Annotated in this window: 27 protein-coding genes; 24 read left to right on the forward strand and 3 right to left on the reverse strand. The window is 62.3% G+C overall.

Going from position 1 to position 22357, the window contains the following annotated elements:
* Nucleotides 1–11 precede the first annotated feature (11 nt).
* The 3 genes from PE067_RS10480 to PE067_RS10490 all read right to left on the reverse strand — a co-directional run bounded on the left by PE067_RS10480 (nucleotide 12) and on the right by PE067_RS10490 (nucleotide 2015).
* Entirely contained in the window at nucleotides 12–548 is a 537-nt protein-coding gene (locus PE067_RS10480; RefSeq protein ID WP_276189327.1) for a hypothetical protein, read from the reverse strand.
* A 176-nt stretch (nucleotides 549–724) separates the two neighbouring features.
* The gene (locus tag PE067_RS10485) at nucleotides 725–982 is read right to left on the reverse strand and encodes a hypothetical protein (protein WP_276189328.1); all 258 of its coding nucleotides are present in this window, start codon (nucleotides 980–982) and stop codon (nucleotides 725–727) included.
* 367 nt (nucleotides 983–1349) lie between these two features.
* Nucleotides 1350–2015 (reverse strand): helix-turn-helix transcriptional regulator, encoded by a 666-nt coding sequence (locus PE067_RS10490; protein WP_276189329.1) that lies wholly within the window; start codon nucleotides 2013–2015, stop codon nucleotides 1350–1352.
* Between the two features lie 184 nt (nucleotides 2016–2199).
* Here PE067_RS10490 and PE067_RS10495 point away from each other — a divergent pair, with 184 nt between their 5' ends.
* From PE067_RS10495 to PE067_RS10610, 24 genes are all read left to right on the forward strand, one after another.
* Nucleotides 2200–2538: a hypothetical protein gene (locus PE067_RS10495; RefSeq protein WP_276189330.1), complete on the forward strand. Its 339-nt coding sequence runs from the start codon at nucleotides 2200–2202 to the stop codon at nucleotides 2536–2538.
* Entirely contained in the window at nucleotides 2531–2932 is a 402-nt protein-coding gene (locus PE067_RS10500) for a hypothetical protein (RefSeq protein WP_276189331.1), read from the forward strand. The genes PE067_RS10495 and PE067_RS10500 overlap by 8 nt, the downstream gene beginning before the upstream one ends.
* 169 nt (nucleotides 2933–3101) lie before the next feature.
* Nucleotides 3102–3425 carry a hypothetical protein gene (locus tag PE067_RS10505; protein WP_276189332.1) on the forward strand — a complete coding sequence of 108 codons (324 nt, stop codon included), beginning with the start codon at nucleotides 3102–3104 and terminating at the stop codon, nucleotides 3423–3425.
* On the forward strand, nucleotides 3422–3943 hold the full coding sequence (locus PE067_RS10510) for a hypothetical protein (protein ID WP_276189333.1): 522 nt from the start codon (nucleotides 3422–3424) through the stop codon (nucleotides 3941–3943). The genes PE067_RS10505 and PE067_RS10510 overlap by 4 nt, the downstream gene beginning before the upstream one ends.
* Before the next feature lie 73 nt (nucleotides 3944–4016).
* Nucleotides 4017–6308 (forward strand): AAA family ATPase, encoded by a 2292-nt coding sequence (locus tag PE067_RS10515; protein WP_276189334.1) that lies wholly within the window; start codon nucleotides 4017–4019, stop codon nucleotides 6306–6308.
* On the forward strand, nucleotides 6305–6796 hold the full coding sequence (locus PE067_RS10520; RefSeq protein WP_276189335.1) for a hypothetical protein: 492 nt from the start codon (nucleotides 6305–6307) through the stop codon (nucleotides 6794–6796). The genes PE067_RS10515 and PE067_RS10520 overlap by 4 nt, the downstream gene beginning before the upstream one ends.
* On the forward strand, nucleotides 6783–7040 hold the full coding sequence (locus PE067_RS10525) for a hypothetical protein (protein ID WP_276189336.1): 258 nt from the start codon (nucleotides 6783–6785) through the stop codon (nucleotides 7038–7040). Before PE067_RS10520 ends, PE067_RS10525 begins: the two co-directional genes overlap by 14 nt.
* Nucleotides 7037–7267, forward strand: a complete 231-nt coding sequence (locus tag PE067_RS10530) for a hypothetical protein (RefSeq protein ID WP_276189337.1) — start codon at nucleotides 7037–7039, stop codon at nucleotides 7265–7267. The genes PE067_RS10525 and PE067_RS10530 overlap by 4 nt, the downstream gene beginning before the upstream one ends.
* Nucleotides 7261–9402, forward strand: coding sequence for an ATP-binding domain-containing protein (locus PE067_RS10535; RefSeq protein WP_276189338.1), 2142 nt, complete (start codon nucleotides 7261–7263; stop codon nucleotides 9400–9402). The genes PE067_RS10530 and PE067_RS10535 overlap by 7 nt, the downstream gene beginning before the upstream one ends.
* Entirely contained in the window at nucleotides 9399–10697 is a 1299-nt protein-coding gene (locus tag PE067_RS10540; protein WP_276189339.1) for a DUF4942 domain-containing protein, read from the forward strand. The genes PE067_RS10535 and PE067_RS10540 overlap by 4 nt, the downstream gene beginning before the upstream one ends.
* A complete protein-coding gene (locus tag PE067_RS10545; RefSeq protein WP_276189340.1) occupies nucleotides 10694–11323 on the forward strand; it encodes a hypothetical protein in 630 nt (209 codons plus the stop codon). The genes PE067_RS10540 and PE067_RS10545 overlap by 4 nt, the downstream gene beginning before the upstream one ends.
* Nucleotides 11311–12000: a hypothetical protein gene (locus tag PE067_RS10550; RefSeq protein WP_276189341.1), complete on the forward strand. Its 690-nt coding sequence runs from the start codon at nucleotides 11311–11313 to the stop codon at nucleotides 11998–12000. Before PE067_RS10545 ends, PE067_RS10550 begins: the two co-directional genes overlap by 13 nt.
* A gap of 425 nt (nucleotides 12001–12425) precedes the next feature.
* Entirely contained in the window at nucleotides 12426–12857 is a 432-nt protein-coding gene (locus tag PE067_RS10555) for a hypothetical protein (protein WP_276189342.1), read from the forward strand.
* Nucleotides 12858–12862: 5 nt separating this feature from the next.
* Nucleotides 12863–13027, forward strand: a complete 165-nt coding sequence (locus tag PE067_RS10560) for a hypothetical protein (RefSeq protein WP_276189343.1) — start codon at nucleotides 12863–12865, stop codon at nucleotides 13025–13027.
* 116 nt (nucleotides 13028–13143) lie between these two features.
* Nucleotides 13144–14178: a hypothetical protein gene (locus PE067_RS10565; RefSeq protein ID WP_276189344.1), complete on the forward strand. Its 1035-nt coding sequence runs from the start codon at nucleotides 13144–13146 to the stop codon at nucleotides 14176–14178.
* Nucleotides 14178–14303 (forward strand): hypothetical protein, encoded by a 126-nt coding sequence (locus PE067_RS10570; RefSeq protein WP_276189345.1) that lies wholly within the window; start codon nucleotides 14178–14180, stop codon nucleotides 14301–14303. The genes PE067_RS10565 and PE067_RS10570 overlap by 1 nt, the downstream gene beginning before the upstream one ends.
* A 75-nt stretch (nucleotides 14304–14378) precedes the next feature.
* Nucleotides 14379–14867, forward strand: a complete 489-nt coding sequence (locus tag PE067_RS10575; RefSeq protein ID WP_276189346.1) for a Hint domain-containing protein — start codon at nucleotides 14379–14381, stop codon at nucleotides 14865–14867.
* 68 nt (nucleotides 14868–14935) lie between these two features.
* On the forward strand, nucleotides 14936–15895 hold the full coding sequence (locus PE067_RS10580) for a hypothetical protein (RefSeq protein WP_276189347.1): 960 nt from the start codon (nucleotides 14936–14938) through the stop codon (nucleotides 15893–15895).
* Between the two features lie 1255 nt (nucleotides 15896–17150).
* Nucleotides 17151–17777: a hypothetical protein gene (locus PE067_RS10585; protein ID WP_276189348.1), complete on the forward strand. Its 627-nt coding sequence runs from the start codon at nucleotides 17151–17153 to the stop codon at nucleotides 17775–17777.
* A 170-nt stretch (nucleotides 17778–17947) separates the two neighbouring features.
* On the forward strand, nucleotides 17948–18454 hold the full coding sequence (locus tag PE067_RS10590; protein ID WP_276189349.1) for a hypothetical protein: 507 nt from the start codon (nucleotides 17948–17950) through the stop codon (nucleotides 18452–18454).
* Entirely contained in the window at nucleotides 18411–20417 is a 2007-nt protein-coding gene (locus PE067_RS10595; protein WP_276189350.1) for a terminase gpA endonuclease subunit, read from the forward strand. Before PE067_RS10590 ends, PE067_RS10595 begins: the two co-directional genes overlap by 44 nt.
* Before the next feature lie 145 nt (nucleotides 20418–20562).
* On the forward strand, nucleotides 20563–21459 hold the full coding sequence (locus PE067_RS10600; RefSeq protein ID WP_276189351.1) for a phage portal protein: 897 nt from the start codon (nucleotides 20563–20565) through the stop codon (nucleotides 21457–21459).
* On the forward strand, nucleotides 21425–22102 hold the full coding sequence (locus PE067_RS10605) for a phage portal protein (RefSeq protein WP_276189352.1): 678 nt from the start codon (nucleotides 21425–21427) through the stop codon (nucleotides 22100–22102). The genes PE067_RS10600 and PE067_RS10605 overlap by 35 nt, the downstream gene beginning before the upstream one ends.
* Nucleotides 22089–22349, forward strand: a complete 261-nt coding sequence (locus tag PE067_RS10610) for a hypothetical protein (RefSeq protein ID WP_276189353.1) — start codon at nucleotides 22089–22091, stop codon at nucleotides 22347–22349. The genes PE067_RS10605 and PE067_RS10610 overlap by 14 nt, the downstream gene beginning before the upstream one ends.
* The last annotated feature ends 8 nt before the right edge of the window (nucleotides 22350–22357 follow it).

A 22357-nucleotide genomic window follows, 5' to 3' on the forward strand; every position in this document is an offset into this window, starting at 1 on the left:
AATTCTGTTGGTCAAGCATCTGCCGCGTCCTTTTCCAGACGGTCCAGATCCTCGGCGGCCAGCACATCGCCGACCGGCGTATCGGCGTCGGGCAGGGCGGCGGCGATCATCGCCATCCAGCGCCCGCGACGCATCATTTCGGTTCCTTGGGTCAGGTAAATCGAGGACTGTTTCTGCACATCCTCGAGGCAGGCATCGCGCAGCTTCATGCCGCCTGCGATGGGGAAGTCCAGAAGGGTCGCGCGGATCGACGGCACGATGGCGAAAGGGCTAACCTTGGCGCGGTTGGGCAGGGGTTTGCGCGAGGCCTCCAGAATGTCCGTCCGATTGGCCCTGACCAACTTGTAGGCGCGGGCAGCGGCCATTTCCTCAAGCGCGGGTTCGATCAGCGCGAGGCGCAGGTGTTCGTCATCGCGCAGCGCGGCGTTCAGGCTGTCGGTGGCCGTTCTCAGGTCGCCACCGGCGCGGTCAAGCGCCTCCTTGGCGAGTTCGTGAAGGCTGCGGACCGCAAGTTGTCTGTCGGTCTGTGAAACTGCAAGACGGGTCATTCTGTCATTCCTTCGGTTGAAAATTTGCGGGGGTGCTGCGTGGTTCCGGTTTGCTAGGCGAACACGGCACGCCCCGCTGCCCCTTTCGGGGATTGGGATTGTTGGGTGGGGGCTCGGAGCTGACGGTTCTCTCCTCTGTGATGGCCCGCCACCCGCCGCCCGAAGGCGGCATTCCGTCAGGCTGATCGCGCCGCCTGGATGGCGCGCGTCAGCAGGTTGTTGATGCTGTCGGTCCCGTAACCAGCCTCGACCAGCACGTCACGGCAATCGACGGTGTTCGAGAGGTCGGCGCGGTGCAGGATCAGATCACCGGCCATCTGGCCGACAAGGAGGGCATGAACCGCCTCACGGACATGGTGGGGGGCTTCACGGACGGCAATCCGTCTGTCGGCAAGCGTGAAATCGGCGGCGGTTCTGTCGGGGCAGTCGGTCATGCTGGCTGTTCCTCAGTCATTCTGCCGGGGGCCGCGCCCACCGGTATAGATTGGTCATAAACCAACACTAGCCAACTTGGCAATGGATAAAACCCAACGAACGCCAAAATTGATCTGGATCAAGTTGGTTTGTGGTCGGCCCCGGGTTGCGTAGAAGGTCGAAACCTTTCCTGCGCGCGCACGGAAATACTACGCGCGCACGCGGTGATAATGATCCCGCGCGCGGAAGTTATATATAATTTCTATATATGGCGCGAAATGAAGCTGGCGCAGGTTGTGAGAAGGGGGCGGGTTCATACCCGCCCCCACTTCACTGGCATCGCTTACGACCGTCCTAGCACCAACCTATCCGCTAGATGATGCTGCGTCAGAAAACTTTCACCACCATGACGACGATCCCGATCACGTCGGATTTTACTCCGGCGATTCGGGCCTGATCTGGCTCGAAAAACACCAGATCACCGCGCTTGATCTCGGCAATCGTCGTCACAACTTCGGTCCCCGAATCACCCTCGCGGCGTCGTTGCGCGACGACGAGGTCGCCGTCGCGGCTTGGGACATCGGCGGTGCTGATCACAATCATGCCGTCGGTGATGCCGAGGTCACGCCAGGTGTTGCCCCTGACGATGCGCGCCGTCTGGTTGCGCCCCAGGTGGCGGATGTCGGCCGGCACTTGGATGCCAATGTCGCCGCCCCGTGACGGCGGCGACCACACGGCTGCCTCGATCGTCCCGGAAAGGGGCAGGGAGGCCGGTTGCCGGGCGTCCGCATCGTCGTCGTCTGGTCGGGGCTGGTCGATCAGGCCCAGCAAATACCTGGGATCGCAGTCGAGGACAGTGGCGATGCGGCTCATATTGCTTTTGCGCGGTGCGCCTTTAAGGCCCGATAAAAGCTCATAAAAATATCCGCGATCAAAGCCCGCTTCCTCGGCGGCTGCGAACTGATCTTTACCAAGCTGATCAAGGCGTTTGGCGATGCGTTCGCGCATCATTTCGAGGCGAGCGGCGGCCTCCGCGCTCTTCGGTCGTTTCATCAGAAAAAAATCCTGTGTCGTTCTTGCTGTCGCTTCGTGCAGAGAAAGAGCCAGCAATTACTGGCTTCGTGCGCAGAATGTAACATCAAAGCTGGTGCATATCCAACCGTTTGATTGGATAGTAGGCGCGGCGCCGCTCAAATTCTGCTGGACAACTGGCCGCTATCCAACTTAAACCAACTGCATGAGCAACGCAGATTTCTCCCCAACCTACCAGGACACCATGGTCGAGCGGATGGACCGGCTTCTGCATGTCCTTGAAACGCATGGGCTATCGCGAACTTTCGTGAGCGTCGTCGTGCGCAACGATACCGCGTGGACCCGCGACTACAGGACCCGGAATTTCACGGTGGCGACCTACGACAAGGTGGCCGCGAAGCTGTCCGGGATGTGGCCTGACGACATCGCATGGCCGTCGGATATCCCCCGGCCCGCGCCTCTATCCGTCTACGCCGGCGACCTCGAAGCGGTTGCCGAGCGCCTCGCAAAACACCGCAACAGATCGGAGGCCAGACATGGCTGAGAATCTTTCCAGCGCGAAGCTGGACAATGGGTTTGACCCCAAGAAGACCAAAGCCGCCATCGAGAAGATCATGGCGGCGCGCGAGAAAGCCTCGACCGCGACCGGCAGATCCGGTGCCGCCGTCAAGGCCCTGATCGAGGATCACGGGCTGAACAAGAAGGCCGCAGGCATGATCACGTCGGTCCTGAAAAAGGATCCTGACGAGGTCCGCGCGACCGTCGGTGCCTTCGTGCTCTACGCCTATGCGATGGGCGCCTTCGACCAGTCCGACCTGTTCGACGATCACATCAAGATCATGCGTCAGGTGGTCGATGCCGTCGATGACGGCAAGCCCGGCAAGGGCACATTCCTGAAACCCGCGCCCATCGAGGACCACGCAGAAGTCGCGCATTGATTTCGCCCGCTAGATCCCGCGCCTTCGGCCCTCCTTTCACCGACGGCGCGCGTGGATCGCAGGCGGATAGGGCGCCGGTCTTCGTGATCGCGTCCGCAAGGGGAGAAGGTGGGCAGCCTCTCCCCCTTTTTATGAGACCCCCCGAAATTTTCAGAAGGACAGGATCCCGATGTCGAGAACCTTCTACCAGATCACGATACGCACCCATGCCGGCGGGCGAAAGGGTGAGGCGATTTTCACCTTTGCCCATGATGACGATGATCTGGCCGATTTGATGGCGACCATGCACGAGGATGGTTTCATCCTCGGCCGCCGCTACTGGACCGCGCCCGAGGCCTATGCGGCGGGCGAGGAACCGGCTATCCGGCGCGTCATGTCGAGCGCCGAGGTTGCGCTGTCACGCGAGCTTGTTTTGCAGATCGCGCCGCTGATGTGCGTGCTGCTGGACGGCGACGGCAACACCATCCACGACCCGCGCGAGTTCGCAGCATGAACGCCCGCCCGATCCTGTGCCTTGACCTTGCCACGACGACGGGCTGGGCATCCGGTGTTCCGGGCGAGCGCCCGGTCAGCCACAAGGTTCGGTTCGGCAAGACCGGCGCCGATGATGGCGAGGTGATCGGCAAGCTGATGCAGTGGCTTGGCGATTACATCACGTCCACGGATTTCGGCATGGTTGTTTTCGAGGCCCCGGTCGGCCCTGGCATGGCGGGCCGCACCAACTTCAAGACGATGGCCCGCCTCGTTGGCATGTGCAAAGCGGTCGAGGCCGTTTGCTACCTGCACAATGTTCCGGTCTATCAAGCCAGCGCCGCGACCATCCGTAAGGAGGTGCTTGGCACGGGTCGCCCCGAAAATCCCAAGGCCGCCGTCATGGCCGAGATGCGGGCGCGCGGCTTTGATCCCGCTGACGACAACGAGGCCGACGCGCTGGCGCTCTATTTCTACGCCAGCGCCCTGCTGTCGGACCATACAACAAAACCCCGAAAAGCGGCCACGCGCCGCAAATGATCGAGCCGAGGGCCGCCGGATAGGCGGCCCGGCCCCGCGCGTCGCGCATCAAATCATCCCCATCCGGGCGAACATGTCTGACCAGAACAAGTTTTCGCAGCACGCCGCTGCGGTCGCCCGCGAATTGCTGGGCGAGGAAAACAAACAGCTATCGACGCCGAACCGGGAATTGAGGTTTGGCAAGCAGGGATCGGTGAGCGTTGACCTGCAACGGGGCGCGTTTTTTGATCATTCCGAGAACCAGGGCGGCGGTGTCCTGTGGTTTATCGAGAAGCAAACCGGCCAGACCGTTGCGGGCGGCAAGGCGGTCCAGTGGCTGCGCGACCACGGCTATTATGTCGAGGACGACGGCTTTCATAGGCCCCAGCAGCGCGCGGCGAATGGCGGCTCGGCACCGCAGGGCGTGGGCAGCCGGGTTGATCCGAATGGCAACTGGTTGCCGCAGCGCGTCCCGGACAATGGTCGCCTGACCGCGACCCATGATTATCTCGATGCGCGCGGCAAGCTGGCCTATCAGGTCGTGCGGTTTGATTGGGACGTCGACCCCAGCATCAACCCCAAAGGCCACGACAAGACATTCACGCAGCGCGTTCCAGACAGCAGCAAGCGGGACGGGTTCAGCTACAAGGTCAAGGACCGGATCACGCCGGTCCCTTATCGCCTGCCGGAACTGATCGAGGATCTGGCCGATGGTCGCCCCATTTTCATCGTTGAGGGCGAGAAGAAGGTCGATCTTCTGCGCGCCCAGGGCGTGCCCGCAACCTGCAACCATGGCGGGGCAGGGAAGTTTCCCGAGGAACTGATCGCGCACTTCAAGGGCGCCGACGTCATCATCCTGCCCGACAATGACGACCCGGGCCGGGACCACGCCAATCTAATCGGCCGCAAGCTGGACGGGGTCGCATCGCGAATCCGCGTCTTGGACCTGCCCGGCCTGCCGCCGAAGGGTGGCGTCGATGATTGGTTTCCCGCCGGCGGTGATGTCGAACAGCTTTATGATCTGGTCGACAGTGATGCGCGCACGTTCGAGGCAGCCCCATTTGAAAGCCGGTTCGGCGCGGTCGAATGGCAGAACTTCGACGCGCCCGGACCAAAATACGAATACCTGATCAAGGGCGTCCTGACGCGGTCCGAACTGTCGTTTTTGGCCGGAGCCAGCCAGTCGGGGAAATCCTTCATAGCGATCGACATGGCCATGGCCGTCGCGCGCGGGGTCGAGTGGTTCGGCCACAAGGTTAGAAGGGGCGGGGTGATCTATCAGGCGGGTGAGAGCGCAGCGGGCGTCAGACGCCGCCGCTTTCCCGCATATCGCCAGAAATACGACTGCGGCGCTGATCCTCTGTCCGTCGTGCTGCTTGAGCGCCCGGTCGATTTTTACAACAGCGACGACGATGTGGACGCATTTATCGAGGAATGCCTGCACTGGAAGAAGAAATTTCGCGACCCCCTCGAACTGATCATCATCGACACCTTTAACAAGGCCACGCCCGGCGCCAACGAGAACGACGGCAAGGATATGGGGTCGGTTCTCGCGCGCTGCGAGCGCGTCCGGCGCGCCACCGGGGCGCATGTGATGCTGGTCCATCACATGAACGCCGACGGCACGAAGATGAGGGGCCACACCAGCCTTTTCGGGAACGTCGATAACGTCGTCACCGTCCGCAAGATCCCCGACAAGACCGATGCCGATAACCGTCAGGTCCGCGAATGGGTGCTGTCCAAACAGAAGGACGGCGAAGACGGGATCGGGGCGAAATTCGTCCTGCCGTCCCTGATCATCGGTCAGGATTCCGATGGCGATCCCATCACATCATGCACCGTCGCGCCCCCCAACACTGGCGCCGACGATGACGGCATTCAGGAGCGCGGCGCGATCACGATTGGCGGCGGCCACGGCGCGGTTCTGCGGCTGATCTATGACGCGGTGAAAGAGCACGGCGAACTGGCGCCGTCGTCTCTGGGCCTCTCGCGCGGCGCTATGGCCGTGACGCGCGACGTGCTTTGGGAGCGTGCTCTTTCGGTGATGGTGGATCACGGCGACCCCATAGACCTGAAAAAGGGCGAGACCGAAGAAGATGCCCGCGCCAGACGCATCGAGGACGTGCGCAAGCGCGTGAAGCACTCCCGCAGCTACCTGTTCGAGAAGGGCGTCATCAAGGCCGGTGACAGGTGGATCTGGCTGACAGGCAAGCCTGTGAAGGGCTTCCCGGAGGCTCCGGGGCTTGGCGATGCCGCGATGACCCGAAGGCGAAGATCGGGGCCAGGAACTGGCCCCAGAGCGTCCCCACCACCCGACGTCCAGCAAGACGCAATGATTGATCAGGCCACGGGCCTGCCATTTGACCCCGAGGATTTCATAGGATGATGCAGAGAGAGATACCCGATGATGTCTGGACGCCGAAGCGCGTCAAAGAGGTCCTTGCCGAGGCCGTGAAATGGGTCCGGCGCAGCACCGGCCCGGTTGGTCCGTCCGGTATTCGCGGCTCGATGCCCGCCTATATTCCGACCCTTGAGGATCACCTTGAAGAAGGATGGGGCCTGCCCGAGGTCGCGGGCGATGACGAGGACGATGATCGCAAGATCGAACTGCCGGTCACGCCCGAGCGCGCCGATTACCTGATGCGGTCGCTGTCTTGGGTCGCGGTCTATCTGATCAACGCCAACCATCGCGGCTCTGGCCTGATGGTCAGCCGCTGGATGGCCCACAGCGGCGGGAGGGGCAACGGCGGGTTCAACGCGGCGATCAAGCGCGCGGGTGTCAGCCGCACGCATGCCTATCGGTTGCGCGACCGTGGCTTGTCGCTGATCGCCCAGGGCCTGACCAAGGACGGGGTGCGCTATGAGCGGGGTTAACACCTCGGCCGAGATGCCAAAGCCCAAGCCGATGACGCTGCTCAATCAGGCCGAGCTGATCGAATACATCATTCGGCGCGCGGGCGATGCCCGATCCGGCGATGCGATGGTCTGGCTGTGCCAGCAGCACATAGATGACCTGACCACAATCTCGAAAACTCTGCGGGTCATGTCGCTCTTCAAGGCTGACCAATTCGTCAAGGCCGAATCCGCCAAGCAGAAAAAGCAGAGGTCCGGCCAATGAGCATGCGGGAACAACTCTATATTTCCGGCGGCGGCATGGTGCGGCGCAAGGTCACCAGCCGCAAGGGGCGCGAGGCCGCCGTCATCGACCCAAACATCCGCTGCCGAACCGCGATCATCAACATGTATGCGGCGGGGTTTTCGGTCCTCGATATCGCTTACCGACTTGGGAAAACACAACTTTTTGTCCTTAGGGAACTGGTCAACGGAGGGCCGGGAAAATGGTAAAATGGTCACCACAGCAGGTTGCCGCGCTGGAGACGGTTTCGGCATGGCACAAGGAATGCGAGGCCGAGCGACGGGCGGGAAAAAGACTGTCTGCCCCCGTGATGCGTGTTTTCGGATATGCAGGGACGGGCAAGGCCCAGCCGATCAGTCAGATCGTCTATACGCCCCATGGACCGCGTAGGATTGGCGACCTTAAGGTCGGCGATCAGGTTTTCGGGCGCGACGGAAGGCCATGCACGGTCGAGGGCGTGTTCCCCCAAGGGGTAAAACCGGTATGGCGGATTACATTCCGCGACGGGGCGACGACGCGCTGTTGCCCGGACCATTTATGGTCAGTCACGACGCACAAAGGTGTAGATCGTGTCATGTCTACAAAGGAGATTCTTGCCTCAGGGCTTCGGTTTGAATCGGGGCCTCACAAGTTCCGCATCCCCCTATGCCGACCTGTAGAGTTCCCGGAAGCTGACCTTCCTGTTCCGCCCTACGTTTTGGGGGCGCTCATTGGTGACGGCTACCTGTCTGGCTCAATCGTTGCGCTATCGGTTCCGAAGCACAAGGAAGATGTCCTGGATCGTGTCATGGCCGAACTTGGGTCGGGATACAGTGCGAGCATCAACAGCGCTCCGCCATGCCCCCAAGCTATCTTGTGCCACGGTGGTTGCGGAACGCCCAATCCTCTTCGCCGAGCGCTCCGAGACCTCGGTCTGCTTGTGCGATCGCCGGACCGGTTCGTCCCAGACGTTTATCTGCACGCATCTGTTAACCAGCGCCTCGATCTGCTGCGCGGGCTCATGGACACCGACGGGACCTCGCGCGGAAACCGCATTGGTTTTTCTTCGTCATCGAAGAAGTTGGCAGAGGCCGTGGCGTATCTCACCCGCTCTCTGGGCGGAACCGCAATAATTTCAAGGCAGGATCGACGCGGCGCATCAGAGTGGGGTGTCAATGTAAAACTTGCCGAGTTTTGCCCTTTCCATTGTCGAGAAAAGGCCAGCGGTTGGTCGGCGTCGCGCAAGAACCCGCCTTCGCGGTGTATCTGGTCGATCGAACCGGATGGTGAAGAAGATCAGGTATGCATAAAGGTATCTTCGTCCGACAGACTTTACCTGACCGACGACTTCATCGTCACGCACAACACGACGCTGGCCCGATCCTTTGCCGAGGGCATCAGCGGTCACACCTGCTATGCCGCCTTTACCGGCAAAGCGGCGCTGATGATGGCGCGCAACGGATGCCACGACGCCAGCACGATCCACGGCCTGATCTATCAGGTGGTCGAACTGCCGGACGGGCGCGTCACCTTTCTGAAAGACCCGGACAGCGCGGCAAATGGCGCCGCCCTGATCGTCATTGACGAATGTTCGATGGTTGATGAGCAAATCGGCCGCGACCTGATGTCCTTCGGCGCCCCTATCCTTGTTCTGGGCGATCCCGCGCAGCTACCGCCCGTGAGCGGGGCAGGGTTCTTCACCGAGGCCCAGCCCGACGTGATGTTGACCGAAATCCACCGTCAGGCCGAGGAAAACCCCATTATCCGCCTCGCCACCGCCGCCCGTCAGGGCGAGGCTTTGGGCATCGGATCGTATGGCGATAGCCGAGTTGTCTCGCGTGGCACGCTTGAGGATGAGGAAGTCCTTTCCGCCAGTCAGGTGCTGGTCGGCAAGAACGCCACCCGCCGCGGATTCAACGCCAAGATCCGCCGCCTTCTGGGGCGCAACAGCAGCCTGCCCGAGCGTGACGACCGTCTGGTCTGCCTGCGCAACGACAATCAGGCAGGCATCTTCAACGGCGGTCTGTTCACGGCCATGGATGATGCCCAAGGCCGTCGCGGCAAAACCTTCGACATGGTGGTCGCGTCCGACGATTTCCCCGGCCGCCCGTCGATCAAGGTCAAGGTTCACCGCGATCTGTTCGGCCCTGCGCCCGAGGATCTGGACTGGAAGGAACTCAAGGGAACGCAGCAATTCGATTTCGGCTATGCGCTGACCTGCCACAAGGCACAAGGCAGTCAGTGGCCCGATGTGGTGATCTACGACGAGAGCGGCATCTTCCGCGATGATGCCCGGCGCTGGCTCTATACCGCGCTGACCAGAGCGTCCGAGCGCGTCACCGTGGTTTCGGGGGCGGCGGCATGACAGCGCACATTTTCACCGGCACCGAAATCGCCCAGAAGCGCGCCAGCCTGAATGTCGCTGAGCTGGTGTCGGAATATGACGCCAAGCGCGCGGCGCTGCCCGATGCCCTGGCTGCATTCGATGCTGCGACGACCGCACTCAAATCGGCCGCCACACTGCGCGGAACACAGGGCAATGTCACCATCGACCCTCGCGCGCCCTATCAGTCGACGCTGGAACAGGCGCTGCTGCAATCGTCGTGGCGGCACGTCTATGAGGTCGGCGGGTTCGAGAGGATCGCCAGCGCCGACGACAAGCGCCGTTTCGGGCAGATTTTCGCCGCGCCTCCGGCTTTCACGGCTGAGAACCTGTGGAAGGCTTTCGAGAAATACCGCGACCCGCGCGCCGCGATCCTTCGCGGCATGGCAGAGGTTTTCTGCCAGCTGGACCCGGCGTTCAAGTCGCACGAGAAGATGAAGATCGGCGTCAAGGGCCTGCCCAAGCGCGTCGTCCTGTCGAGCGTCGGAGGTTATGGCAGCTATGGCCGGGACCGGCTGCGCGACATCCTCAACGCGCTCGCATCCTATCAGGGTCTGCGCCTGGTCGAGTATGCCGATCTGTCCGCGATTTTGGACGACGGCGAGGCCCTGAAAGCCGACCGCGATGTCTGGCTCAAGCGGTTTCAGAACGGCAACGGCCACCTGTTTTTCGGTCCGGACGCCCTGCGCGACATCAACGCGGCGCTGGCCGAATACTACGGCGATGTGCTGCCGGACTGCCCCGAGGATCGTCCGACCAAGCAGCGAGCCAGCACGGCGGTCAGCAAGGATCTGCAATACTACCCGACGCCGGTCGCGGTGGTCGAGCGCGTGCTGGCTGACATGCTTTACGGCATCAAGGGCAAGCGAGTGCTGGAGCCGTCCTGCGGCTGCGGGCGGTTCCTGGACGCGATGCGGGCGGCTGGCGCCGATGTGGTCGGGATCGAGGTTGACCCTGTCCGGGCGGCGATGTGCGAGGCCAAGGGGCACCGCGTCATGCGCACCAACTTCCTAGAAACAGTTCCGACCGCCGACTTTGACCGCGTGGTGATGAATCCGCCGTTCTATGGGCGGCACTATGCCAAGCACGTCCGCCACGCGCTGCGCTTCCTCAAGCCCGGCGGGACGCTCACCGCGATCCTGCCCGCATCGGCCCGTTACGACCATGGCGAATTGGATGATCTGCGCCCGCATTGGGACGACCTGCCGGTCGGATCGTTCACCGAGAGCGGCACCAACATCAATACGACCGTCGCGACGATCAGGGTGGCCGCATGACCGAACCACGCACCAAGGCCGCGCACACCTTCGCACGCGAGGCTGATAACTGGTATGTCGAGCCTGCCGACGTGACGGCGGCGCTGTGTCGCGCTGAGGGGTTCCCCGGCCGCACGGTCGATCCCTGCGCGGGCATGGGCCACACCGTCATCGGTGCCGCTGCTGCTGGTGTCCAGATCGAGGGCTATGACCTTCGGGACCGGGGCAACCGCGCCGTCGCTGCAGGGCGGGATTTCTTCGCGCCCCACCAGCTTCCCGGCATGTGGCCCTGCGACAATATCATCAGCAATCCGCCCTATGGCCGCAACGACCAGCCGGGCGAACGGCCCCGGCTTGAGGAACAGTTTGTCGAACTGGCGTTGCAGCGCACCCGGCGCAAGGTGGCGGTTTTCCTGCATGCGTCGTGGATGAACGGCGCGGCCCGCCAGGACTGGCTGGCCGCCCTGCCGCTGTATCGCGTCTATCTGGTCAGCCCGCGCCCCTCATGTCTCCCCGGCCACATGATCCAATCGGGCGAAAAGCCAGGTGGCGGGACGAAGGACTATGCGTGGTTCGTTTTCCTGCACGGTTTCGAGGGCGATCCGGTGATCCGTTTTCTGCGGAGGGGCGAGAAATGCGCGTCCTGATCGGCTGCGAAACCTCTGGCATCGGGCGCCGGGCATTTGCCGCGCTCGGCCATGATGTCTGGTCATGCGATACCGAGGCCGCAGAGGATGGATCAAACCGCCATATCCGCTGCGACATCCGCGACGGCATCCTGCATGACGGTTGGGACCTGCTGGCCGTGATGCACCCGCCCTGCACCCGGCTGTGCAGGTCTGGTCGCCAATGGATGAGCGGACCAGGAAAATGGACCCCACCCAAGAAACTGCCTAAGGGCCGCACATGGTCCGATATGCGTGCCGAGTTCGAGGAAGGCGTGTCGATCTTCACGGCCTGCTGGCAGGCGCCCATTGATCTAGTTGCCATCGAAAATCCCGAAATGAACGACCTTGCTCGCGACCGCATGCCGGCCGATCTGCCCGCACCGCAGATGGTCCAGCCCTATTGGTTTGGCCACCCCGAATACAAAGCTACGGGCTGGTATCTGCGCGGCCTGCCGCAGCTGGTCGCGACGGACACGCTGCCTGAGCCGGCGCGCGGATCGGATGAATGGAAACGCTGGAACCGCGTCCACCGGATGTCGCCCGGCCCGGAACGCGCGCGCCTGCGCAGCCGGTCCTATCCCGGCATGATGGCAGCCGCCGCCGCGCAATGGGGCGGACACGCGGTCGAGCAAAGCGCCCGGCTGTCAGCACAATAGACAGGCCAGCCCGTCAGCCCACCAGATGGCGGGCGATATGCCTTCCGAACCACCGCGATCCCGTAGCCCATTCTTTCAGCCTGATACGTCGTTTCGCCACGGGAGAATTCCTGTCGTTTTTCCATGTGGTTATGGGTCTCACGATAGGGGCGGGGGGACGTTAGGGAAGCGGTTTTTTGTTGGGTGTCGTCATTAAATGACGTCGCGTTCATGGGTAATGTTGGATTAAAGCCAACTTAACTGTTGCATTTGGTTGGGTAGTGGCATTATATCCAACTTATCGCGAAACAAACCAACCCGCGACCAACAGAAAGACAGACATGACCAAGGAACTTCAAACCTCGCCGCGCACGCGGCCCAGAGCGTCGGGCGTCCGAGAAGCCACCCAACCTCACACCAACCCGATGTCTGAAAGGAATTTTCAGATGAACCAGAAAACCAGAAGATCGGTCGCGGCCCCCGTCGCCTTGACGGATGCGCGCCGGATCATCAGCGATCCCGATGCCGCCCGGGCCGCGTCCGAGAGCCAGCGCCGCCTTGCGTGGCTGGTCGCGTCGTCTGCGGCCGGTCGCGCACCCCGTCAGCTACGCCCCATCCTGGGGCAGGGCGTGACCTTCGAGGAAGCGCATGATTTCCGCGCAACCGAGTCCGATATTCATCGGCGGCTTGCGGACAGTGCCGCCAAGGGATCCGCCCTTGTGAATCTCTCCATCGCGGGCGTTTTTCTCGGCGTGATCTTTGTCCTGATGCTGTGGTTCTGGACGGCGACGGCCAGCCATATCCCGGCACGGTGCGTCGTCGCGCCTACCTCCTGTCAGACATTCGAGGACAGCCTCGCTCAGCGTGTGGGGCTTTGACGCTCATGTCTGGCAATATCATCCCGTTTCGCCCGCGCCAGTCCGCGCCCGACGACGCCAAGACCTATCTGGCCGTCAGCCATGTGACCAAAGAGGCCCATTTTTTCACCAAGGACGAACTGATCGCCTTCCTCGGCGGGGTGAACCCGCGTGAATGGTCGATCCTCTGATCCGCCCGAGATTTCCGCGCTGTCGGTCCTGAACGGGACACGCTCCGAAAAGAAAAGGGGCGGGATTGGCCCCCGCCCCAGACGACTCTCATCATCATCAAAAGGAATATGCTGCCATGAAGATCGCAATCAAGAGATTTTTGCTTTCTGCCAGCGCCATTGCCGCGCTTTCTCTGGGCGCGGGTGCCGCGTCCGCGAATGACTGCGCGCCGAACACCGTCTGGAACGGGTCCAAATGCGAGGCCAAGCCCGCCCCGCAGCCCGATCCTCAACCGGCGCCCGTCTACAACGTCGATAACGGATCGTCCTCGACGTCCGGTGCTGTTGCCGGCGCGATTTCCGGGTCTCGCTCTAATGCGACCGGCGGCAACGCCACGGCGCATGGCGGTCAGGGCGGGTCCTCGATTGCGACCGGGTTCGGCGGTGCAGGCGGGCATGGGGGCGCAGGCGGGCAGGGCGGAAACGCCACCGGGGGCAACGCGACGGGCGGCACGGCCAGCGTCGGTAGCGTGACGTCGGGCAGCAAGTCCAGCGTCACCGGATCGGGAAACAGCCGGTCGGTGTCTGGCGTCACGGGGTCGGGCAATTCGACGGTGCGCGGCTCGGGCAACAGCAGCAACCGCAACCAAGCCTCGAACGTCAACAATATCGACGCCAGCACCCGCATTCGCCAGTCCGCGAACACGGCCATCGCGCCCGGTCTGGGCGGTTACGGCGCGGGCAACTGCTGGGGCGACACCAACCCCTCTGGTTCGTTCAGCGCAGCCATGCAGGGCCTGCTGTTCGGTGCCAGCGCGGGCAGCATGAAAGCGTCCAATGTCTGCGCGATCTACGCCATCGGCGGCGAGCGGGCGGCGCTGGCCTATCTCGCTTCGATGGACCCCAATGCGCACCGCGCCCTGCTGGCCGCGGGCCTGATAAAGACTCCATCGCGCTCGACGCAGACCTACACCGTCACCACGACCCTGCGGGCCGTCCAGGTCAGCCCCAGCCAAGTGATTTCCGCCACCCGCGAGGTCACGGTTTCGGTGACCCCCGGCGCTTTCACGTCCTGCATCATGGTCGGCGCGAACGCGCAGGTCGAACCCAAAACGCCGGAAGCGAAAGCTGCCTGCGCCGTCAAATACCCCAACGCCCGCAGGGTGCGCTGATGATCGCCGTCGCCCTCATCGTCGCCGCCTTTGCCGCAGAGGTCACCTTGTCGCCGATCGGTCGCTTCATGCGCTGGTTTGAGGCGGATCGTGGCACCGGGCCGGGGAAATGCGGCTGGCCCTGAAACGGTGGCATCCGGTGCGCCGCCCGCCTGACGGGCGGCCATCCCGAGACCATCGAAAGCAGAGGGACGCAGGCAATGCGTGATTACAATCGTGGGTATGTCGAGGCGGGGACGTGGATCACCGTCGCGGGTGGGCACAAGGTCCCGGTCGAGGAACTGGTTGTCGGTCAGGAGGTGCTGACCATGGATCACGGCCCGAAGCCGATCACCGGCATCGTCCGGCTGGACCTTGGGCCGGAGGCAATCAAGGCCAATCGCGACATGGAGACGTTCCTTTTTGCAACCGAGGATGGCGGATCCATCTTCCTGCACGGCGATACGCTGCTGTTTCTGCCCACCGGTCCTGATGGTCAGCTTTGCCGCGCCCGAGACGTCCATGCGGCGGGCAGCAGGGGGATCATCCGATCCGTGGATTGGTCCAGGATCACCCTTGTCGAAATCTACACCGATGACCACGAAATCCTTTGTGGCGACGGCGTTTCGTTCATGTCGGCCCGCACGAATCCGCAGGGGAGTTTGCCTCGCCCCGTGATTTCTGCCGATCAGGCGCGGGGGCTGGTGTGATGGACGATGTGATTTCGACGTCCAGCGGCGTCAGCGTGGATGCGTTCGAGATTAGCTCACCGATGGGGATGGTCCGGGCCGTTGTCCTGTTTTTGACGGACGACGACGACAACATCGACGCGATGGGCGAGATGACGCCGGATGAGGCCCGTGAAATGGCCCACCTGCTGATCGACGCGGCGGATCGGGCCGGATCCGGTGAGGATCTTGCCCCCCTTCTGACGGCCGAGGTCGGGGAGTGCCTGCGGTTTTCAGCCGGGATTGGCCCCAACCATCTGCTGGCCAAGATTGCGGGTAAGCTAGAAAAGCCCGACGGTTGCCAGCACCTTGGCCCGGACAACATGCCCAACCGGCTGGCCCATCTGGCGCTTGACGATCTGCCCGGCATATCGCGCGCCATGTCGGCCCGGCTCCAAAACGCAGGCATCCATGACGTGCCCACCCTTTGCCGTCTCGACCCACGACACGCCCGCGCCATCTGGCGATCGGTCGAGGGCGAAAGGTTTGTCCGCGCCTTGCAGGGCGAGGCCATCCCATTGGTCAAGACAAAACGCGGCGGATACGGCAACAGCAAGGTCCTGGCGCCCGCGTTCCGGGCACCGCCAGAGGCCTATCTGGTCTCGCGCTGGCTGGTCGAAAAGGCGGCTGCCCGCCTGCGCCGCGACGGCCGTGTTGCCGCCAGCTTTGGCCTGCAACTGTCACCCATGGGGCGCACGACATGGGCGGCCTCGATGCGCTGCGCCCCAACGCAAGACACCCTTGAATTCTTGCGGATCAACCGCGCGCTTTGGCGCAGCGCGTGGCCGGTGATAAGGCGCGCAAAGCTGGCCGGGATAGGTATCCATTTGGGGGATGTCGATCTTCTGGACGCGAGGACTGGCGATCTTTTATTGCCGGTCAGGCCGGGCGAACGCACCAATGGCGAGCGCGCCGCCCGCGCCGCCGATTTCATAAATCAGCGTTTCGGCGCGGGCACCATCACATATGGCGTCAACCAGCCGCATCCGGGATTTTTTGAACGAGGGTGAATTGGGGCAGGAGACGCATTGGCCTTAAGGAGTAACGCGCAGGTCACCCCAAACGAGCCTCTGTTCTTCCCAAAACTTTTCAAACTCTCTACCGTAAGCCCCGGCTACGGCTTGGGATCCTAGTACCTAGCAAGGACTCCAAGCCTCAGTGAGATCCTTCACCGCGTCTATTAAAACGCAACTGTAGTCAACCACTTGGCTTACAGTTAGATCGGGTATTTCAGTGTTTCCAAGTTTAGCTTGCGCCGAACGATACCGTGACACCTCGGAACTGTGCGCGACATATTCGTTTCGATAACAACAAATCCCACGGTAAATACCGCTTTCCGTTAGCGAAATGATATTGTGGCAAGCATCTATCATGGGGAACTTGCCAGTGCACTCCGCTCTAAATGCCACAAGATAATTTGCATGAAAGTCCGGGTAATATTCCGTTGCCTTTAGAAAAAGCTTCGCAGCACGAGCCGCGGTAAGGTCACCTAATTGAGGCTCCTTGGGTAGGCGTGCATCGTCGTAGTCGAGCAGCCTATAGATGCATAAACACATTTCGTTGATGGTGGACTGCAAAAATCCCTTCATGATCCTTTTTTGCACAGGGCCAAGATATTTGTATGTGCCCATATGTGTGTCATAACCGTTGATAACAGCAAGTCTGTGCATCAATCTGAGAGATTCAGATTTCGCTCTGCGAATGCACCTACTGATCTCAGAGGCGTATTCGGTTTCGTTTTCGGGGTTATGTTCGTTCGAGGGCAAGAATAGTCTCCGCGACAAAACGCATACAGTTGTTCGGCAGATATGTGCCGTAGCATGTGCCGTGGTTATTTCCAATGACGTGTTTGTGATGGCGGCGATAAAAAACGCGTATCGCCAGCAAAACAAGGGTATTCTGTGCAATCTCACGAGCTTCGTGATCGGGCGAACACGAAAACGTGTATGGACAAAGCGCCGAATCTCGGGCGACGAAAAATCACTCAGCCAGAATTGCGCCTCGGACGCTAGGACTGAGGGGGCAGGGGGGAGGTCGTCGTTTACGACGATCCTCCAGCCCCTTTACCCACTCGGCACCGTCGTTACCTAAGACATTGCAATGTTCTCTAGAGAGAGGAACCCAGCAGATCACGAAACGCGTGATCGAGACTGGTTCGCGGATTCGCGCCCATAATCACAGAAACGAGACTGCCCAAGGGGGAAGGCGATCAAACGCCTTCCCCTTTCTCAATCGTGCCGAGCCGAAAAGAGAAAGACCGCACCAATGGCGCCTAAAAGAGATCGCGGTAAGGCGGGCGACTTTAAAACCGTTCGCGGCATGATCGAATTAAAGGCCGGTGACAGCCTTTTAGTCGATTACGAGGCGGCAATTACCCGCATCGGTAAAGCCGATGCAAAGCGCGCCTTTTCTCGAGCCCTGAACCATGAGGGCCGAAAAGCGTTCACGGCGATCAAGCGGGTTCTTCGAAAGCAGACAGGCCTAAAAGCCTATGACGTGAACAACGCCGTCAAATATGGCCAGGCCACCACCAACCGCCTTCAATCCACAATCCGGGCAACCGGGCGAAAAGAGTGGTTGAGGAAGTTCGGCGCGCGTCAGTTCAAATACGGCGTGCGTGCCCGACCGTGGAACAGGTCGCAGCGTTTCAATCACGCATTCATCGTGAAGTCGCTCGACGGCAATGTCTTCATCAACACCAGAGAACTGAACCCGAGGTCAGGACGAAAGAACGCCATCCGTCCGCTGTTCGGTCCATCGGTCCCCGAGGAGATGCTGAAGGATGAGAGCCTGCAGACCTTCATGCGCAGCACCGACGGGCTGGCCGACCGTGCCGCCCATGAGATCCGCGTCATCCTCGAGGGGTGGGCGAGGCCGGGGCGCAGGGGGTGACCTATGGGTGAGGGCGGGCGCTCGGGTGGTGGTGTGGCTGATGTGCAACACCTCCCCTCTAGGGACCGTATCAGGGGGCCGATCTAGCGCGGGCATCGCCGCCCCCGATATCTGCATGGTTTTGGACGATTTCAAAACGGGTTTTACTTTCCTTCGAGAGGCAAATTTCGATGTCGTCTAGCGAAAAAGCCGCCCCCACCTTGGCCGACCAGACCGTTGGCCCCACAGAGGTTGCCTCGGTTTTCGGTCGAACGAAGCAATGGGTCCTTGATTTGGTGAAGAACGGCCACCTCGAGCGCGTTGGCCGTGGCCGGTATCGGCTTGGCGACGTCGGCGTCGCGGTGGTCAGGCATTACGAGGCATCCCGTGAGGCGAGCAGTTCGGTCGCGGCGGCCAGCCGTGTCACGGATGCGCGGACACGCGAAATCGAACAGCGGATCGCGATGCGAGAGCGGCTGTTGATCCCGCTCGATGATGCGATTGCAGAATACGACATCCTGATTGCGGCGGTGCGCCGCGAGTTGGACGGCCTTCCTGCGGCCTTCACGCGGGACATGGCGGATCGCCGCCGCACTGAGAAGCTTTGCGATGGCGCAAAAACACGGATTGCCGACGCCCTCGGCAAAGCGGGCGATGCTGCGCGCACGGGTCGAACTGATCCGCCCGGCGCCGGTTGAGACGCCTGACGAATGGGCGGCGCGGAACCGGGCGTATCCCGAGACGGCCGGTATCCCCGGCCCGCGCAACCCCTGCCTGACGAATTTCATGGTGCCGTTCGGGCGGAAAATCCACGCCCGCGCGCACAAGCGCGTGGTCGCGGTGACCTGTGCGCAGACCGGCAAGACGGACACCCTGCTTGACGTGATCGGATCGCGCCTCGACCAGCGTCCGGCGCCGATCATCTATGTCGGCCCGTCATTCGATTTCGTGTCCGACCAGTCCGAGCCGCGCTTGGTCGACCTGTTCGAGCAGTCCGAAACGCTGGCCGCCAAGATCGCGCCGGGATCGCGGATGAAAAAAACCGTCAAGTGGGTGGCGGGCGTGAAGATCCGGCTCGGGTCGGCGTCGTCATCCTCGAGCCTGAAATCCGACAGCGCGGCCATCGGGATCGCGGACGAGGTTGACGAACTCATGGCCAACATCCGGGGTCAGGGCGATCCGATCGGGCTGCTTGAGGCCCGCGGCGAAACCTATGCCGATTTCGTGCTGGCCGCCATTTCCACGCCGTCTCAGGGGCTGGTCCAGACCGAAATTGACGAGGTCAACGGCCTCGAAATGTGGGCGGTGGGTGACCAGGAGGTTATCCAAAGCCCGATCTGGCGGCTTTGGCAGCAGGGCACGCGGCACCATTTCGCATGGCCGTGCCCTGACTGCGGCGAGTATTTCGTGCCGATGTTCAAACATCTGTGGTGGCCGAAGGACTCGACGCCGGCGCAAGCCCGGCGCGAGGCCCGCCTGTGCTGCCCGGCCTGCGGCGTGCTGATTGATGAGGGGCCGAATGGGGAAACCAAGAAGGCGATGGTCGCCGCCGGCGTCCGGGTCGCGCCCGGCCAAAGTATCGAGGATGCAAAGGCTGATCGCAATGAACCTGACAATGAAACGTGGTCGTGCTGGTCATCTGGCCTGTGCAGCCCGTTCAAGACTCGGGGTGATCGGGCCGCAGATTATCTTGGCGCGCTGGCGACGGGCGACCCGTCGAAGATCCAGACGATCCTGAACTCTCGCTTTGGCGAGTGCTATTCGATCGTTCAGGACAGCGAGAAATCGGACGAATCCGACATCCGCGCGCGGGCGCTGCCCTATCAGGCCGGTGACGTTCCGGCCGAGGCGGTGCGCCTGATCATGGGCGTGGACGTGCAGAAGTTCTCGATGCTCTACACGATCCGGGCCTATGGCGCGCGCGGGACAAGCTGGCTTGTCCGGGCCGGGCAGCTTTACGGATCGACGGATCAGGAAGCGATCTGGGACGACCTGTCGGATATCATCCTGACCCCGATTGCCGGGATGATGATCCAGCGCGTCGGCATCGACTCAGGGTTTCGCCCGAACAAAGTCGACGGCGCCAATGAGCACAAGGTCTATGAGTTCTGTCGCCGGTATGACTGGCTTTGCATCCCCTGCAAGGGCAAGGATGTGGCGCCGACGCCGTACCGGGTGTCGAAGATCGAGGTCAAGCCGGACGGGCAGAAGGTCAAATATTCGATCGGCCTTGCCTGGCTGTCGTCGGATTTCTTCAAGTCTCTGGTCTATTCGAAGATCCGGACGCCGATAGGCGCGAATGGCGCGTTCTACGTCCACGAGAACCCGCCCGAGGATTACTGCAAGCAGCTCGTTTCCGAGGTGCGGACGGTGGTCGATGGCAAGCCGAAGTGGGTCCAGCGATACAAGGACAACCACTATCTGGATGCCGAGGCGATCTGCGAGGCGATGGCTTGGTCTCTGAACGTCCAGCATCTGCCGGGCATGGGCGGCCATGACGATGATGCCGATGACGACGAGGTGCGGCCCGTCGCGGTCGCGGTTCGTCAGCGCGACGATGCGCCGGATCATGAGCGCCCTGCCGCGCCTGCGGGTCGGGGTCGGTCGGGGTCATCGGTTCGGGAGCGGATGATGCAGCGCGCGATGCGCCGAAACCTATGACGCCGGTCCGGCCTTTGAGGGCCGGTAAACCCAGAAAATGGGGTGACCATGTCGTTTCTAAACGGCTTTTCGGTGGCGTCGGGGTGTCTCAGCGCCCCGTGCCGGCGCGCATCGTTCCAACGGATCGGCGCAGACATCGGGCTATATGCGGGGCGGTCGCAGCATTGCGCCGAACCGCTGGCGTCCGTCTCTGGCCGAGGCAGATGATCAGGTTGCCGCGGCATGGGAAATCGCCGCCGCCCGGTCTGCCGATGCGATCATCAACTCGGGCTGGCTGTCCGGTGCCATCGAACAGGCGGCGGCCAACACGGTCGGCGTCGGTATGCGCCTCAAGGCGATTCCTGAAAACAGCCTGTTCGGCATGTCGGACAAGGCCGCGCAGGAATGGGGAACGATGGTCGAGCGGCATTTCGGCATCTGGGCCAGCAACCCCGCCGTCTTCGACATCGAGGGCCGCCGCAGCTTCGGCCAGATGCAGGATGCAGTTTTCCGGTCCAGCCTTGCGACGGGCGAAATGCTGAGTGAGGTGGCGTGGCGCGTCCGGCCCGGCATCAGGGAGCGCACCAAGATCCGCGCCCTGCCGCCGATGCGGCTCCAGCGCGACAGCGATCCGATGCGCGGTCTGAACACCGGCGTCTTTCAGGACGTCGACGGCTTGCCGGTCGGTTACCTGACCTATCGTCGGGATCGGATGGGCGTCCAGCACGACCACACGGTTGCGGCGCGCGACCAACTTGGTCGGCGCCTTGTGGGTCATTTCTTCGACGGCCGCTTGGGGCGGTGCGCGGGATCGGCCCATTGGTGCCGGTCCTGCAGGTGCTTTGGCAGTTCGACCAGCTTTCGGACGCCACGCTTGCCGGACAGATCGTCAAGACGCTTCGGGCGGCCACCATCGAAAGCGAAATGCCGACGATGGATGTCCTGGCAGGGGCTGGTCACGGCAGAGGAAAAAGCCTGCCGCCCGGCGCGGTGGGGCGCCGCCGTCCGGCCTCGAATATCTGATGGACATGTCTGCCGGGTATTACGAGGGGGCGCGCCTTGACCTGAACCTGAACGGCCGGATCGGTCATCTGATGCCGGGCGACAAGCTGAACCTTGCGGGCGTGCAGTCACCCGGATCCGATTACGAGGCCTATGCGGCAGATTTGAAACGTGAAATCGCGCGGGCGCTGGGTGTGGCCTATGAAAGCCTGACGGGCGATTACAAGGGCGCGACCTATTACTCGCTCGGGTATGGCTCGGCGGAAATCTACAACATCACCAAGCGGCGCCGGGCGAACATGCTGTCCCCTTGGTGCGCCTGGGTCTACGAACTGTGGCTTGAGGAAGCCATCTGGTCGGGGCTTGTGCCGTTCCCCGGCGGTCACGACGGTTTCGTCGCCAACCGCGCGGCGGCGGCCCGATCGGTCTGGATCGGTGATCCGAAACCGCTGGCTGACATCCTGAAATCGGCCAAGGCCTTCGAGGTCTTGGACAAGCTGGGCGTCGTGCCCGCCGCGCATATCAGCGAGGCGTTCGGTTACGACATCGAGGACGTTTATTCCGCGCGCCAGCAAGAGCAGGACCTGCGCAAGCAATACAGCCTGCCCGAGCCGGTCCACGGCAACGCGGGCGGGCAGGGCGCGGCCCTGTCACCAGAAGATCAAGACGACGCTGACGATGAAGGGCGTGATGATAACGATTGACGAAGCCAACCCTTGCCAAGCTGCGGCTGATCTTCGGCAGGCCTATGCGAACATGGTTGCGGGCACCCAAGAGGGCGAAATCATGTTTCGCGCCGGGCCGAACGGGGTCGAGCGCCGCGTCAGCTTCGCCAAGGGCGATGCGTCCCGGCTGCAGAAGCTGATCGACCATTATCAGGGCCTTTGCGACGCCATGAACGGCGGGCGCCGGGCGCGACGGTTCGGTCTTGCCACCGGCGGCATCTGGTAGGGATCAGG

This window comes from Paracoccus sp. DMF-8 (assembly GCF_029309835.1).
Taxonomy (GTDB): domain Bacteria; phylum Pseudomonadota; class Alphaproteobacteria; order Rhodobacterales; family Rhodobacteraceae; genus Paracoccus.

Bases quoted from the DNA above. Each gene is read 5' to 3' on its own strand.
- PE067_RS10480 (WP_276189327.1), bottom strand. From the start codon at position 548: ATGACCCGTCTTGCAGTTTCACAGACCGACAGACAACTTGCGGTCCGC.
- PE067_RS10485 (WP_276189328.1), bottom strand. From the start codon at position 982: ATGACCGACTGCCCCGACAGAACCGCCGCCGATTTCACGCTTGCCGAC.
- PE067_RS10490 (WP_276189329.1), bottom strand. From the start codon at position 2,015: ATGAAACGACCGAAGAGCGCGGAGGCCGCCGCTCGCCTCGAAATGATG.
- PE067_RS10495 (WP_276189330.1), top strand. From the start codon at position 2,200: ATGAGCAACGCAGATTTCTCCCCAACCTACCAGGACACCATGGTCGAG.
- PE067_RS10500 (WP_276189331.1), top strand. From the start codon at position 2,531: ATGGCTGAGAATCTTTCCAGCGCGAAGCTGGACAATGGGTTTGACCCC.
- PE067_RS10505 (WP_276189332.1), top strand. From the start codon at position 3,102: ATGTCGAGAACCTTCTACCAGATCACGATACGCACCCATGCCGGCGGG.
- PE067_RS10510 (WP_276189333.1), top strand. From the start codon at position 3,422: ATGAACGCCCGCCCGATCCTGTGCCTTGACCTTGCCACGACGACGGGC.
- PE067_RS10515 (WP_276189334.1), top strand. From the start codon at position 4,017: ATGTCTGACCAGAACAAGTTTTCGCAGCACGCCGCTGCGGTCGCCCGC.
- PE067_RS10520 (WP_276189335.1), top strand. From the start codon at position 6,305: ATGATGCAGAGAGAGATACCCGATGATGTCTGGACGCCGAAGCGCGTC.
- PE067_RS10525 (WP_276189336.1), top strand. From the start codon at position 6,783: ATGAGCGGGGTTAACACCTCGGCCGAGATGCCAAAGCCCAAGCCGATG.
- PE067_RS10530 (WP_276189337.1), top strand. From the start codon at position 7,037: ATGAGCATGCGGGAACAACTCTATATTTCCGGCGGCGGCATGGTGCGG.
- PE067_RS10535 (WP_276189338.1), top strand. From the start codon at position 7,261: ATGGTAAAATGGTCACCACAGCAGGTTGCCGCGCTGGAGACGGTTTCG.
- PE067_RS10540 (WP_276189339.1), top strand. From the start codon at position 9,399: ATGACAGCGCACATTTTCACCGGCACCGAAATCGCCCAGAAGCGCGCC.
- PE067_RS10545 (WP_276189340.1), top strand. From the start codon at position 10,694: ATGACCGAACCACGCACCAAGGCCGCGCACACCTTCGCACGCGAGGCT.
- PE067_RS10550 (WP_276189341.1), top strand. From the start codon at position 11,311: ATGCGCGTCCTGATCGGCTGCGAAACCTCTGGCATCGGGCGCCGGGCA.
- PE067_RS10555 (WP_276189342.1), top strand. From the start codon at position 12,426: ATGAACCAGAAAACCAGAAGATCGGTCGCGGCCCCCGTCGCCTTGACG.
- PE067_RS10560 (WP_276189343.1), top strand. From the start codon at position 12,863: ATGTCTGGCAATATCATCCCGTTTCGCCCGCGCCAGTCCGCGCCCGAC.
- PE067_RS10565 (WP_276189344.1), top strand. From the start codon at position 13,144: ATGAAGATCGCAATCAAGAGATTTTTGCTTTCTGCCAGCGCCATTGCC.
- PE067_RS10570 (WP_276189345.1), top strand. From the start codon at position 14,178: ATGATCGCCGTCGCCCTCATCGTCGCCGCCTTTGCCGCAGAGGTCACC.
- PE067_RS10575 (WP_276189346.1), top strand. From the start codon at position 14,379: ATGCGTGATTACAATCGTGGGTATGTCGAGGCGGGGACGTGGATCACC.
- PE067_RS10580 (WP_276189347.1), top strand. From the start codon at position 14,936: ATGGTCCGGGCCGTTGTCCTGTTTTTGACGGACGACGACGACAACATC.
- PE067_RS10585 (WP_276189348.1), top strand. From the start codon at position 17,151: ATGGCGCCTAAAAGAGATCGCGGTAAGGCGGGCGACTTTAAAACCGTT.
- PE067_RS10590 (WP_276189349.1), top strand. From the start codon at position 17,948: ATGTCGTCTAGCGAAAAAGCCGCCCCCACCTTGGCCGACCAGACCGTT.
- PE067_RS10595 (WP_276189350.1), top strand. From the start codon at position 18,411: ATGCTGCGCGCACGGGTCGAACTGATCCGCCCGGCGCCGGTTGAGACG.
- PE067_RS10600 (WP_276189351.1), top strand. From the start codon at position 20,563: ATGCGGGGCGGTCGCAGCATTGCGCCGAACCGCTGGCGTCCGTCTCTG.
- PE067_RS10605 (WP_276189352.1), top strand. From the start codon at position 21,425: ATGTCTGCCGGGTATTACGAGGGGGCGCGCCTTGACCTGAACCTGAAC.
- PE067_RS10610 (WP_276189353.1), top strand. From the start codon at position 22,089: ATGATAACGATTGACGAAGCCAACCCTTGCCAAGCTGCGGCTGATCTT.